13 protein-coding genes and 1 pseudogene are annotated in these 13,958 nt (G+C 36.6%); 5 read left to right on the forward strand and 9 right to left on the reverse strand.

Annotation, left to right across the window (positions count from 1 at the left end; all coding sequences use genetic code 11):
* Positions 1 to 27: 27 nt before the first annotated feature.
* Positions 28 to 2,055, reverse strand: coding sequence for an acyltransferase family protein (locus tag A3Q34_RS07870; RefSeq protein WP_070374860.1), 2,028 nt, complete (start codon positions 2,053 to 2,055; stop codon positions 28 to 30).
* A gap of 1,627 nt (positions 2,056 to 3,682) precedes the next feature.
* On the opposite strand from A3Q34_RS07870, the gene A3Q34_RS07875 reads away from it, so the two are divergent.
* Together A3Q34_RS07875 and A3Q34_RS07880 are read left to right on the forward strand one after the other, a co-directional pair.
* Entirely contained in the window at positions 3,683 to 4,045 is a 363-nt protein-coding gene (locus tag A3Q34_RS07875; protein ID WP_070374861.1) for an adenosine deaminase, read from the forward strand.
* 3 nt (positions 4,046 to 4,048) lie between these two features.
* Positions 4,049 to 5,896, forward strand: a complete 1,848-nt coding sequence (locus tag A3Q34_RS07880) for a lipoprotein N-acyltransferase Lnb domain-containing protein (RefSeq protein WP_070374862.1) — start codon at positions 4,049 to 4,051, stop codon at positions 5,894 to 5,896.
* 189 nt (positions 5,897 to 6,085) lie between these two features.
* Here the strand turns inward: A3Q34_RS07880 and tnpC are convergent.
* Positions 6,086 to 6,633 (reverse strand): annotated as a pseudogene (tnpC, locus tag A3Q34_RS07885) (IS66 family transposase); the annotation flags it as partial.
* A 415-nt stretch (positions 6,634 to 7,048) separates the two neighbouring features.
* Here tnpC and A3Q34_RS07890 point away from each other — a divergent pair.
* The 3 genes from A3Q34_RS07890 (at position 7,049) to A3Q34_RS07900 (ending at position 9,354) form a co-directional block, all read left to right on the forward strand.
* Positions 7,049 to 7,405 carry a hypothetical protein gene (locus A3Q34_RS07890; RefSeq protein ID WP_070374864.1) on the forward strand — a complete coding sequence of 119 codons (357 nt, stop codon included), beginning with the start codon at positions 7,049 to 7,051 and terminating at the stop codon, positions 7,403 to 7,405.
* Positions 7,406 to 7,895: 490 nt separating this feature from the next.
* Positions 7,896 to 8,087: a DUF3185 family protein gene (locus A3Q34_RS07895; RefSeq protein ID WP_070374865.1), complete on the forward strand. Its 192-nt coding sequence runs from the start codon at positions 7,896 to 7,898 to the stop codon at positions 8,085 to 8,087.
* Between the two features lie 178 nt (positions 8,088 to 8,265).
* On the forward strand, positions 8,266 to 9,354 hold the full coding sequence (locus tag A3Q34_RS07900) for an endonuclease/exonuclease/phosphatase family protein (RefSeq protein ID WP_070374866.1): 1,089 nt from the start codon (positions 8,266 to 8,268) through the stop codon (positions 9,352 to 9,354).
* A gap of 43 nt (positions 9,355 to 9,397) precedes the next feature.
* Here A3Q34_RS07900 and A3Q34_RS07905 read toward each other — a convergent pair whose 3' ends face one another.
* From A3Q34_RS07905 to A3Q34_RS07935, 7 genes are all read right to left on the reverse strand, one after another.
* Positions 9,398 to 9,958 (reverse strand): TrmH family RNA methyltransferase, encoded by a 561-nt coding sequence (locus tag A3Q34_RS07905; RefSeq protein WP_070374867.1) that lies wholly within the window; start codon positions 9,956 to 9,958, stop codon positions 9,398 to 9,400.
* A gap of 133 nt (positions 9,959 to 10,091) precedes the next feature.
* The gene (locus A3Q34_RS07910; protein ID WP_070374868.1) at positions 10,092 to 10,694 is read right to left on the reverse strand and encodes a flavin reductase family protein; all 603 of its coding nucleotides are present in this window, start codon (positions 10,692 to 10,694) and stop codon (positions 10,092 to 10,094) included.
* The gene (locus A3Q34_RS07915) at positions 10,684 to 11,133 is read right to left on the reverse strand and encodes an SMI1/KNR4 family protein (RefSeq protein ID WP_070374869.1); all 450 of its coding nucleotides are present in this window, start codon (positions 11,131 to 11,133) and stop codon (positions 10,684 to 10,686) included. Before A3Q34_RS07915 ends, A3Q34_RS07910 begins: the two co-directional genes overlap by 11 nt.
* Positions 11,134 to 11,410: 277 nt before the next feature.
* The gene (gene murA, locus A3Q34_RS07920) at positions 11,411 to 12,673 is read right to left on the reverse strand and encodes a UDP-N-acetylglucosamine 1-carboxyvinyltransferase (protein ID WP_070374870.1); all 1,263 of its coding nucleotides are present in this window, start codon (positions 12,671 to 12,673) and stop codon (positions 11,411 to 11,413) included.
* A 28-nt stretch (positions 12,674 to 12,701) separates the two neighbouring features.
* The gene (locus A3Q34_RS07925) at positions 12,702 to 12,959 is read right to left on the reverse strand and encodes a BolA family protein (RefSeq protein WP_070374871.1); all 258 of its coding nucleotides are present in this window, start codon (positions 12,957 to 12,959) and stop codon (positions 12,702 to 12,704) included.
* A gap of 12 nt (positions 12,960 to 12,971) precedes the next feature.
* The gene (locus A3Q34_RS07930; RefSeq protein ID WP_070374872.1) at positions 12,972 to 13,286 is read right to left on the reverse strand and encodes an STAS domain-containing protein; all 315 of its coding nucleotides are present in this window, start codon (positions 13,284 to 13,286) and stop codon (positions 12,972 to 12,974) included.
* 37 nt (positions 13,287 to 13,323) lie between these two features.
* On the reverse strand, positions 13,324 to 13,956 hold the full coding sequence (locus A3Q34_RS07935) for an ABC transporter substrate-binding protein (RefSeq protein WP_070374873.1): 633 nt from the start codon (positions 13,954 to 13,956) through the stop codon (positions 13,324 to 13,326).
* Positions 13,957 to 13,958 lie beyond the last annotated feature (2 nt).

Genomic DNA, 13,958 nt, shown 5'->3' on the forward strand with positions numbered 1-13,958 from the left:
TAGATCTTGTATCGATAACGCGTAATATCAGTGTCGTACGCTGGAATACTTTATTAGACTATTTTGTCCTACGATTTCAATAGATAAACCATTAAATACTTCATCAAAAGCCTGTGATACATATTCAGAACCAAATGTTGATAGATGGTCATCATCTCGATACAGAGTAACCCCACCTATAGCCACTTTACAATAGCTTGAATCACAAAGAATAATGTCAGGAGCAACTAGTCCTATATTAAGTCGGTCTTCTAATTGACGAAAAATAGTTCCTACCTCTTCAGTCCTTTCCCTATACTCTTCTGTCGTTGGGGCAATTACTACATTTATATCTCGCCCTGTTATGTTTGCAACCTTAAGTGCGTAAGGGACATCAAAACCGACTTCTGGTACAGGATTAACAAGAACAACCTTTTTACCCAAGCTCTGTAGTTTTTCAATAGTCCTCATTAACCCGATCTCAAACAGTTTGATGTTAGTTAAGTTATTTGAACTTGGCGTGTCAAGATCAATTAACTGAACAGACTTACCTGATTCTTGTTTATACCGCGTTCCTTTAGTGGATAACGCCCATCTCGCTGCCAATATAACGGTCTCTATTTCAGGTGTAACTGATATAAGCTCTAAAACCGTTTGATTAAACTCGTTGCAAGAAGTCCTGTTTGGTCTTTCTATAGATAACAAAGGCGGGCAAGCACTCTGTGTAGCAATTTTACCTCTTAAGCCTATCTTTAAAGCACTCAAATTAATACCGGAAGCTAATGCTCTTGCGTGAGAGTCCCCCCAAAAAATAAAATTGGTACGTCCAGTTTTTGCTCCAATATTACAGAGGCTCTGGCCATTCTTGATCCTATTAACCACTTTTTCACATCTTGCCCAGTGGTGCCACTTATCTTCCTCTTCAGAAATCGCGGCTATATCATTTGTTGACCTATGAGGATACCCAGCATTCATAATTAAAACCATTCCACTTACGACAATAGCTACGGAAACTCCTGTAGAAGCTAAAAGAAGAGAGCGCCTACCTTCAAAAAAGGTTTTTTTCCTAAAAGGAGACTCAATATATTTCCATGAAAGAATTGATAAAGTAAGTATTAAAGCAAGCATAAACATCATTACAGGTACTGTAGGTTCTGTTATGGACAAAATTTTGGTATACACAATTACTGGCCAATGCCACAAGTACAATGAGTAGGAAATTAAGCCGACAAAGACTACAGGGCGTAAACTCAATGCTTTATAAATAAAAGAATCTCCCCCAGATCCAGAATGAATAAGTAAAGCTGTTCCAATCGTCGGTAATAAGGCTGCGAATCCAGGGAAAGATGTTTCAGACGTATATACAAATACGCTAAACGCTATCATCGCTATTCCAAGTATGGAATTAATTTCCCGGATATAACGTTTTGAGGGGCTAGGTATAACATGAAGGGCGAGGATACTTCCTATAAATAGCTCCCAAGCCCTAGTCGGTAACCAATAAAAAGCTGCCGAAGTACTAATATTGATCAATATTATGCCCGTAATGAAGGATAAAATTCCAAGAATGATCAACCATCTTAAGTAATGTTTGGTATCTTTTTTCGCAATCAACATTAATAGTAGAGGGAAAAATATATAGTATTGTTCCTCAACAGCTAATGACCAAGTATGCAATAAGGGCTTCATTTCAGATGCACCACCGAAATAGCCTGACTCAAAATAAAACAACATGTTTGATGAGAATAGTGCTGTAGTTATAGCACTTTGTCCGAGACTGGTAACACCGTCAGGTGGTAATAATAATAAGCCAACAATTAGACTAACAGCAATAACAACAACTAACGGAGGGAGTATTCGTCTAAATCGACGTTCGTAAAACTTTGCTATTGAAAAGTCATTATTAGCTATCTCACGAACAATAATTGTTGTAATAAGATACCCTGAAATTACAAAAAACACATCAACTCCGATATAGCCCCCACTAAAAATAGAAACACCAGAGTGAAAAAACAATACCGACAGTACTGCTATTGCTCGCAAACCATCAATATCCGATCGATATTTGGGCGTCATAAATTTTCCTATTGATTATTATGAAGGTTTCTTAGTAATAAAATTCCATTTGATTAGTATTAATATCTCATAGTTTCAATGTTTTAAAAACCCAAATATTTAAGTGTTATCAAAACAGGGTTAATACTGGGGGTCTCTGTAATAACCCTATCTTGAATGTCGTTTGATTAAAATATTGATACTATTGTTAATAAACTGATCGATGTGTGTTACTAATACCTCTCAGTAACATGTCAGAATTTATTCATTAGAAAATATAAGGGGAAATTTTTCAAGTTAGCTTTCGCGCACAAAGTGAATATAGTAATCTATAGCACTTTGCTGAATCTTTACTATATTTTCCCTCTACACTGACGTTGAACCTTAGTAGGTTTTTCAAGTTTTTGGATTGCTGCAGTTTTTGAGGTGAACATTAGCAACTTCGTAGTCACGTTACCGCTCTACTGCGTTTCCACTTGTTATGAACCTTTATTCCATACTCATTTTACTTTCACTTCGCGCCAGTTTTGAGGGCGCGCGAATCGAATGCAAATTGAGTATGTTTTTGTGGGTAGGCTGACGCCTGTTGCTGTGTGCTTTTGCGGTTTTGTGCTTCTGATGCGTTTTTTGGTTGGTTGTTGGTATTCTACTTCTGATCAACCGAACTCATTGCTCTAGACTACTTTCTGCTTGTTTCTGGATTTTCAGCATTGAATCTGAAACCTGAGAGTTGATGGTCAGCGATCTGCTCCGGTCTTTCTCCGGTACTTTGCTTTTGTTATTACATTTATTAGCTATTTTATTGTTTGGAGGACAAATCAACAAATTCATAGCATCAGCATTCCCTTGTACCTGTTCACCATTGCATCAGTCACCCTTTACTCATAATCGACAGGTCCCCTGTTCAAGTCAGGGAGGGGCCACCATTTTTATCAGTACTTACAACGTAATTACCCACTAACATAAAAATTCTACACCTCATTTTTAGTCAAGTAATTAGTCAAATAACAACGTTGTACTCCCCTTATAATACATTATAAATAATCATGTATATAAAGCACGCCCAACTTCATCAAATAACACAGGTGCATGTGCGATATGTCTTACAGTATGAGTGGCTGCCTATTAGACCGTAGTTAAGCTCATTGCCAATAGCTGGCATCAACAGATAACTGATACTGCTTCATCTCGTTTCTGTGACGCTGGAGTAAGAGCTGGGTGACAAGAGTGCAGTTTTACATCATTGTACGACCTTTAAGGTTATTACAACGATCATTTAAAGCCATAAAACCTTTAAGCAATACCAATGCTTCACTAAAAGATTTAAACCGTTAAAAAGATCTAAAACCGCACCTATTTAATCATTTTTTACTATACGTTGACGATATATTAGTTATTATAACTTAAAGTATTTAAGAGCTGCATAAATGGAATTTTACGAAGTCGAACCAACGTTAGACAATTACTGGCGATAAATTATACTGTTTGGTCGTAACGTTATCTATTAACAACACATTGAAAAAGCTAACATTTAATATATGAAAAGGAAAATATTTTAAGAGTTGCTTTTTAAATTGTACTTATGTAAAGTTCTGTCGACTCAGGGATGAAGCGTCTCAGGGATATATTTAATAAAGGACTCTATAAGATGAAATTAAAAGTTATACTTACTTTAGCTATTGCGACTATATTCGCATCTGGCTGTTCAACAATTCTCACAGATGATACTCATAAAATGAATGTTTCTACCAGTAATGGTAAAAAAATTGATGTCGAAGTTGATGGGAACATTCAGACTGTACCGGGTATAGTAAGTGTGAAAAAAGAAAATAAAGATAAAATCTTAATCACTAAAGACGCGGCTTGCACAAGTAATACTGCATTAAACAAAGAAGTGGAGACTACATTCTTCGTAAATCTTCTTTCTGGTGGTGTTTTTGGTTCTAGTACTGATTATGGGACAGATAAAATGTGGAAATACCAAGATTCAGTGACTATTAGCTGCAACTAAAGTATGTACCACTTATTATTTAAAGGAAGCCTATTTGCTTCCTTTTTTATATGTAATTTTAGCGTCTATGCTTTATCATCAAACGTTACATCGTCTGTTAAAGATACCAGCGAATTGGTTGAACATTCGAAAAAAACAGTACTTTTTGAACACCCGATTTGGCAAGCGATTCTCCACGTAAAAAACGGGCAACCAATCAATTCTAACTATGATCGCTACCTAAGTGCTAACAGTTTTTCAGTAGAAAAAGAAATGGCGTTAACCCTTGAATTGATTCTTAATGACAAACAAAGTCAATGTAACTATCCCGCTAGAATAAATTTTTTAAAAGAATTTTTGGATTTTAATGAGACAATAGATTTAAGTCATTGTGATAGCTATCAAGAGTATTTACAAAAAGTACCAATTACTGATATTTATTTAATATACGCTTCGGAAAACGTAATGAATGCCAGTTCGATGCTAGGTCATATTATGCTGAGGATGGATGGTATCAATGATAAAGGTTTAAACGTAAGCCACGGCATCACTTTTTTCACTGAACTAGAAGGTTTTAATATTCCTAAAATCCTTTATGATAGTTTAGTCACGGGAAAAAAAGGTATTTTTCAAATAGCCCCTTACTCTGATTTTGTAAATAACTATTTAAACATTGAACTAAGAAACGTGTGGGAGTATAAACTTTCATTATCAGATATTCAAAAGAAGCTTATTCGGGATATTGCTTGGGAGCTCGGCAGTACTGATTTATCATACTTCTTTCATACTTATAATTGTGCCACAGTTACTCAATTATTAATTGCTAGCTCCTTACCAGAGAAAATTCCCACATTACAATCATGGCTAACACCTCTAGACGTTGTTCATTTCGTCGAGGAGAATAATTTAGTAGAGAAGACCAATCTTATCCCATCAGAAGAATGGGAACTACGTGCATTAATTGATAACTTACCACAAGAGGTAATAGCCAAAGCAATACAGTCAGTCCATAGTGCAAATATTGATTTGAGAACGATTTATTCGGAAAGAGACAAATTGCTGACCATAGCATTTTACAAAGCTTACAATAAGTTTTCCGTGAGAAAAAATTTAATCAATAACGACGTTTATGAGAGTAACAATGTAAAAATTGAGCAATTAATGACAAGACTGCCCAATTTTCAGCTTGAAGTAAGTGATTATAAAATGCCAACTGCTGCCTCACCTGATGGACAAGTTGCTGTTGGTTGGCGAAATGAAAATAAAAAAGACTGGCTGTCAATTAATCTATTTCCTGTGGCAAGTCATCAAGGCGATAACAAAAAACACGTTTTTGGGGAAACAACACTTACACTTGCATCTCTTGATATATTGTATAATCCTGAATCTAACAATATTAAACTTGATAATTTTATTGCCTATTCTATGCATTCTATGATCCCTTATGATAATACATTAAAAGGGTATTCAACGGGTTTTCGATTTGGGTTAGAGAGACATCATGATGTTAAGCTTAATAAAAAGTTAAATGCCTTTATAGAAGGAAAACTTGGATTTACTTATGAATTTAGCCAAGACATCGGAGTATATGCTGAAACTGCACTAGGTATTGGTAGTGACAGCAACTCAACATACTTGTATACAACACCACAATTAGGAGCATACGTATATTTAATTGGCGACATAAAATTACATGTTCAGAATAGTATTAGTTTTAATAAGCAAAAGTCCGATCTTGCCTTAAATACATCGTCACTCTTTCTTGACTGGCAAATTAAAAGAGACTTATATCTGTCTGCTGATTACATCAAATATTGGAATTCTATTAAATCAACTAAGTCATATGGGATGCGTTTAAGATATAGGTTTTAGGTATCTTTGTGATACATACGAGTTGACCTTTAGTTTAATCATATACCTTCGAAAACGCCTTAAAAGCTTAATAATAAAACTGCCCACTAACAGTGAGCAGTTGACTTAAAGAGCAATCGATAAGTTATGTCTACAAATCGTACTTAGCTGTTGTTTTATAAGTAAGCGTCTGGGGAAATACATATAGCCTTACTTGAAGTTCCAAGGCAGCAGATGAGTAAGGCTTTCAGGCTTGTTAGCAAGTTCATCTAGACAAAATTGTAAATAGTTGTCGACCAGCAAACCGTTGGCTTTTGCTGTTTCAATTATGCTATAGAGTATGGCGCTAGCCGTTGCACCTCGTTCGGTATTGGAGAATAGCCAATTTTTTCTGCCAATGACAAACGGCTTTACTGCTCGTTCTGCACGATTATTATCAATGTTTATACGACCATCTTTTAAGTAGGTGGTAAGCTTATGTGCTTGATTGCACCAATAAGTCATCGCTTCCCCAAGTTTGGTTTTCGGTGGTACTTTCTCTTTATTGTCGATAACCCAACCATGAAGCTTATCGATAATAACTTTAGATTTCTCTTGCCTAGTTAGGTATTTTTCTTCAGCAGTTTTTCCTTTCAAGCTCGCTTCAATGCCGTAGAGTTTACCTATTAGATTTAAAGCAACATCAGCTTTGCCAGTTTTCTTTTTCCTTGCACTGTTTTAGCATCAATGAATTTTCGACGAGCATGCGCCATACAGCCAGCCAATATAGCCTCAGTTTTTCCATATGCAGCATAAGTGAAGAACTAAGCGGTTTAGTTGTTTATAAAAGTGCGTTTAGCTTTGCAAATTTTGTATCTACACAACTAAGTAGATTATTTACTCTTTAACACTCCCTATTTTGTTACCCTAAAAAAGCCTTCTGCTGCTTCAGTTAAGCTAGAAAGGGCGATTTAACTATTTTTAATGATTCTAGCTAGAGAGGTTTTATTCTTACGCCGGCTTATTGATTATCATGGTTAATAGTAAATTATTAGAAAACTTTGTTTTAAGTACGTTCATATCAATAATAATTTGTTATTTTTAATGTAGTATAAGATCGGACTTGCTTACTAGGCTATGATCGTTCAAAGCCCTCTAAGAAATAAAAACAAATAAAATAGGGATAAATAAACAATGGTAAACATGTTAATTGCATATCAACTTGATGGCGGTGATGTTATCGAGATTAATCATCCAGAAGAGTTCGAGTTCAAAGATTTAGATGGAAATAGCTTAGGAAATGCTCAGATTATCAAGCGCCATAATAACGATCTGATATTAGCCGAAGCTGCATTTGTGATCTCAGCCGAACATGCAAAAGTTATGATACCAAGCGATGCGGCATTCATGGAATCAAAAGCAGGCGTAAAGCAACCTTTTGACTTTAATGGGCTCGTAAAAGGCTGTGGGTTTGACTCTGTTAAATATAAATTTGATAAACAAGGTGATGAACCAACTGATTGGGTTGTTGCCTATCCTCAGGAGCATTAAGCCTAAAGTGGTCGCTAGTCATACTAGTGACCTTTTTTATAGCTTTGAATAGACCAGGTAATGAGATTATTTCAACATCAGGCTAAGCAAATATATCTGTTTCAGCACTACTGAATATTGATTTAAACAGAAGGTGAGTTATCAGGTTAAGAAACACTGATACGTAAACCAAACTTAGCAATATTTTATTATATTTTTTTAACAAAATATAACCGATATGATCAAGGGAATAAGCTCGGCTAAAGTATAATATCAGTAGTGAAAGTTAACTATAAGTCCTATTTAAAGTGGCAATTTCGATGGGAAATTTTCATCTGTAGGCCTACCACTTAAGCTGATGTTGAGTTTATTTGCGTTTTTACCGTGTGATTAAATTGTCGAATTATATTTTGATTGGTGAAAGTGGTAGATAAACTGTTAACATAGCGTTATATGCTTTCGTTAGTATTAGCGCGATTAGACTATCGTCTTATAAATATTTGGAGTAGAAATGAATAATAAAATTATTGGTATTACCCTTATCATTATTGGTGTTGCTGTCGCTATTTGGGGTTATAACATTTATGACTCAGCTAGCGCTCAACTTACTCGTACGTTAAGCGGTGATACGCCTGTTGAAGCTTGGGCAGGAATGATCGGTGGTGTTATTGCTGTTGTTATCGGTATCACAAGAGTAAAGTAAGCGTTGATTTTTACCCGTAAACACCTATAAGTGTTTACGGGTAAACTAGGCTTAGCGCTATTTATTTCAATAAATAGTTCATTCTATTTTCAACTATTATAAGCATCAGTAAAAATCAATCACGAAAATATCGACAGTAGCAAGATATTAAGATTAAGCGGACAAGATTAGGCTATCAATGTTAACCATACTCACATTTTTCACCCTGTTTACTGTGCTAACAACCCTTTTGCCCTTGTCTCGACATCCCCATTGGATTGTTAGAGGCATGGATTTTCCTCGCTTACAGTTCACTATACTTGCAACGATTTTGTTACTCGCCCATTTTATTTTTCTTGATCCCCAAAGAGTAAGTACGCAGGCACTGATTATTAGCACAACACTGTGTTTGATATGGCAGTTATCTTGGATAATACCCTATACTTTTATTTATCCTAAAGAGGTTAAAACCTCTACTGAATGTGATGCTGATAAACAACTTAGTATTATTACTTCAAACGTTCTAACACCCAATCGTAATGCCGAAGCACTGATAGCACTGGTTAAAAAACATCAGCCCGATGTGCTAGTCACACTAGAATCAGACCTATGGTGGGAAGAACAGCTTAACGTTCTAGAAACTGACATGCCTTATAGCGTTAAATGCCCACTTGATAACCTCTATGGCATGCATGTATTCTCGCGATTACCTATCGCCGAACAAGAAATCTGTTATTTGGTCGAAAAAGATGTTCCGTCAATACACACCACAATAGAGTTGCGTAGCGGCGATAAAGTGCGAGTGCATTTTCTTCATCCTGCGCCGCCAAGCCCAACAGAGAATGTTGAATCTGCAGAGCGTGATGCTGAGCTGATGATTGTTGCTCGAAGTGTTGCTGACAGTGAGCAACCCGTTATTGTGACAGGCGATCTTAATGATGTTGCTTGGTCAGCTACCACACGACTGTTTCGTAAAATTAGTGGTTTACTCGATCCTCGCGTTGGACGAGGAGTATTTAACACTTTTCATGTCGACTACCCATTGGTTCGATGGCCTTTAGATCATTTGTTTCACAGCAAACATTTTACATTACAAAAAATTCAGCGTTTACCGTCAATCGGTTCAGACCATTTCCCACTGTTAACCCAACTATCGTTTACTGCACTGCGTTGTAATAATCAAGCAGGTATAAAAGCAGACACGGCTGAGCATAAGTGGGCACAAGAAATATCTGAAAAACAAAATGTTAGTAAAGGTGATGTACCAAAGCCCGGTGAAACAAGTTAAGCCAATAAACGTTCTGCGTTAATGGCTAACGTTTTATAACGGATTAATCCGTAACTATATTTGCTGATATTTTGCGGATTTGATCAGCGCACTCAGCTAAGACGATAGCACCCGCCGTTGATACATTCAGAGAATTACCCATACCAAACATAGAAATGTGTATTTGATGATTGCTTAGCTTTAATGCTGCTTCACTTACGCCCTTTCGTTCATTACCTAACACTAACGCACAAGCAGTTGGATAGGTCATCTCTTTATAGTCAACCGACTGCTGACAGAGTTCTACGCCAAAAACAGTATAACCTTCGTCTATTAATGATTGTAAGCTTGCCGTTGTGCTATCACTGTATTCAATATCGACCCATTTCGCTTCATTTCTAGAGGCCTTTTTCAATTTTTTATCTGAAATTGTGAGTTCGCCACAAACAATAATTTTTTGAATAGCAAAAGCATCCGCTAAACGAATAAATGCACCTATGTTGTAGCTATTAGTGACATGATCTAAAACCAATATTAAAGGAATTTTTGCCTGCTTTACATATTCATCGCGGGTCGGTTTATCTTGTCTGAGGTCTTCTTTACTTAATTGTATTTTTGAATGCATGATAGCGGCTCTTATTAGATGCTAATCGACTGTCATTCTATTAGTCATCTGACTAATAGATGAGGTCGATATTTGATATTTGATATTTTTAGTTCGTCACGATTAACCATTTAAACAAACCATTATTGCAAATTTATGGGCGTTCAAGGGCTATATATTCTGAAGTTAGACTATAACCATCGCCGCCCATTTTACCAACAGAATCAATTAACACTTGGTTTATCCCTGCTTCGTTGTATAGGTCATCACGTACATAAATAGACTTTACATCTAAAAGCACAAGCGTTCCTCCAGCAGGTAAATCACCAAGAGTAATAAGTTCTCTTAATGTGCATTCATAACGAATTGGCGACGCTTTAACCGAAAATGGTGCCACGCTACGGCTACCTATTTTATCAACCCCAGCAAAGTTAAATTCACTTTCATCGGGACTAATACTGGCACTTGTTTTGTTCATTTGGGCCAATAATGAGCTATTAACAATATTAATAACACATTCACCCGTTTCTCTTAGGTTTTGTAAGGTGTCCTTATCAAGACCACTGCGTTGCGTTACCTGCGTATAGAGAAGTACCGGAGGATTACAACTGGCCACCGTAAAAAAAGAGTAAGGAGCAAGATTGTCAACACCGTCTTTAGAACGTGTACTGATCCAAGCGATTGGTCTTGGTGTAACACCACCATTGAGCAGGCGATATTTTTCCTGAACGCCAAGTTCTGTAATATCAAAGTTCATTAAACGCCTCCAGCCATTCTGTAAAAGAATTAGCGACCTTGTTTACCGTTACCGCCGTGTGATCATAGAACCATACTGCACTGTCTGCTTGTCTGTGCGTACAATCACTCAGCTTGAAGCAAAACATACTGCCCTTACAATCAGATGCAAACAAGATATGGCCTTTTGGCATACCGGTCATTTCATATAACTTTGAAAGGGAAAAAACATCATCAAGGCTTAAAAAATCTTGTACTTCGGTAATATCGACACCTAAATCACAGATTTTAGTTAATACATTTGGCGTGTGTACTAAACCGTAAGTCGATATCAAATATTTATATGCATCAGGCAAGTAAGCAGATAATTTTAATTCTAGCTCAGTTATATCCTCACTGGCTATTGCTACCATGGCGTTTTTACTGCCCCAATTTTTTACAAAAAGATCAATGCTATTCATCTGGATACTCTCATTCTGTTACTGTGTTATTTGTATTGAACACTTTATAACTTGCCAATTTATTGCGCTTTGTTCAAACCTACCTATAACGTCGCATTCTAGCAGTTTAAGAGAATCGGGTATTGCTAATTAATAGCGTAACGAGTCTACTTATCTGGTTATTTCAGCAAAATAACAACACTGATAATATGCCGCTAAGCCATTCATTATATTGAGCGATAAAAAAAGCACCTAAAAAGGTGCTTTAATCAATCGTATTTTTTATCTTAATTTCAGACTAACTCGTTTTAATGCGCGTAATATTCGCACCAAGTGCTTGTAGTTTATCTTCAATATTTTGGTAACCGCGGTCAATATGATAAATACGGTCAACTTGTGTTTCTGAGGTCGCCACTAAGCCAGCAATCACTAAACTTGCTGAAGCACGTAAGTCTGTTGCCATTACTTGCGCACCGTTTAGTGATTCAACACCACAAGAAATAGCGGTATTGCCTTCAAGGCTAATATCAGCGCCCATGCGTTGTAGTTCAGGAACATGCATAAAACGATTTTCAAAAATAGTTTCTGTTGTCGTTGCCATACCTTTTGCAATTACGTTCATTGTTACGAACTGTGCTTGCATATCCGTAGGAAAAGCAGGATGAGGAGCAGTGCGAATATTAACCGCTTTTGGTCGCTGATTCATCGTTAGCTCGATCCAATCATCACCGGTGGTAATTTCTGCGCCTGCTTCTTGTAACTTACTTATAACCGCTTCTAAAGCTTTAGGATCTGTATTTACACACTTAACCTTGCCTTGAGTAACCGCAGCAGCCACTAAAAAAGTGCCTGTTTCAATACGATCTGGCATAACACGATACTGTGTGCCTGATAACTCGGCAACACCCTCTATGCTCAGTGTATCTGTACCTGCGCCAGAAACTTTAGCACCCATAGCATTTAAGCACTTAGCTAAATCAACAATTTCTGGTTCGCGGGCAGCATTTTCAATCGTGGTAATACCGTCGGCTAATGCTGCAGCCATCATCAAGTTTTCAGTGCCGGTAACACTTACCGTATCCATAAAAATGGTCGCACCTTTTAAACGCCCATTATTGCGAGCGATGATATAACCATTTTCAACGTCTATGTCTGCGCCCATTAACTTTAAACCGTGAATATGTAAATTCACTGGTCTTGCGCCAATAGCACAACCGCCGGGCAAAGAAACTTCAGCATGACCAAAACGCGCCAATAACGGGCCTAAAACTAATATAGACGCGCGCATAGTTTTAACTAACTCGTACGATGCACGGCAATGATCTATAGTACTTGCATCAATAACTAATTCATTGTCACCAGACCAATGAGCTTTAGCACCTAATTGACTTAGCAATTTAATCGTCGTTTCAATATCATTTAACTTAGGAACGTTACTAAATGTAATCGGTGTCTTAGAGAGAAGTGCTGACATTAATATCGGTAAAGCGGCGTTTTTTGCGCCCGAGATGGTTACTTCACCCTTTAGGGCCGTACCACCTGTTATTTTAAATGCATCCAATAGAATATTCTTATTTGGTTATGAAAAATTAAAGCGGAAGATTAAACATTTTTTCACGTTGCCAAACTGACGTTGTGAAAGTTTTAATCGATACCGCATGAATTGCACCCGCTTTAATAGTCTCTGCTAAAGGTGCATATATTGCTTGTTGCTTCTTTACACGGCTCAATTCACCGAGAAAGTCTGCAACCGCAATCACTTTGCATTGTGATCCATCAAATGCAACATGTAACTCATCAAGTTCAAGGGCATCATTAAGTAATTTTTCTATATCTGAAACTTCCACATTTATCTCCGGTTACTGATTAAGCGTACTATCAGTTTTTGGTAAGAACATATCAACACAACTTAACTGAGCTAATTTAATTAAATCTTTTGGTAAATTATCAAAAGTTAATTGGCAGTCAGTCTTATTACTTAATTCTAGCATGGCAAGTAACCAAGCTAAACAAGCCGTGTCGACTTTTGAAACATTCGACAAATCAAAGATTAATACCCCTGATTTAATCAAACCTTTTGATTTTTTTTCAAATGAATTATCAATAGTTAATAAGGTTAATTCACCACTAAAAACAACTCGGGAATCTTTTTCAATAAAACTAATTTTCTTCACTTCAATTCCTAATCTTCACAGAAATAGCCTATTAACGCTACTTAAAAACGATTTTTTGATCGCTTTTTTCTTTTAACATTTCAGTAACGTATGGCAAACCTTTTTGACGTATTAAGCCGCTAAGTTCTACTTCTTTACTATCAAGTAAACTAACACCTTCGGCAACCATATCGTAAGCTTTCCATTCATTGGTTGTAGTATTTCTTCTGACACGAAATGATATATCAATAGGCGGTCTACCTGGGTCTAAAACCGAGGTTCTAACAGCAACAACCTTAGCGTCATCAAAGTCTCTTTCTGGTTCAAATTCAACTTCTTGTTGCTTATACAAGGTAAAGACTTGTGCATATGAGGTAACTAAATACTCTCTAAAAACATCAACGAAATCAGCTCTGCTTTGCGAAGTTGTTTGTTCAAAGTTTTTAAAACCGATAACTTTCAATGCTGCATATCGGTAATTAATGTAAGGCATTAACTCTTCACGAACGATATCTTTCAATATTTCAGGGTTCTTACGAATTTCTGGTTGTTCGTCAGAAAAACGTTTAAAAGTTACTTTCGCTACCGTTTCGATCATCGCGTACGGATTTTTACTGTCAACCGCTTTTGCTGTTGCGCTAACACTCACCATTAATGCTAAAGCGATTATTGCTGTAAATAATTTTTTCATTA

It is taken from the genome of Colwellia sp. PAMC 20917 (genome assembly GCF_001767295.1).
In the GTDB taxonomy this organism is placed as follows: Bacteria; Pseudomonadota; Gammaproteobacteria; order Enterobacterales; family Alteromonadaceae; genus Colwellia_A.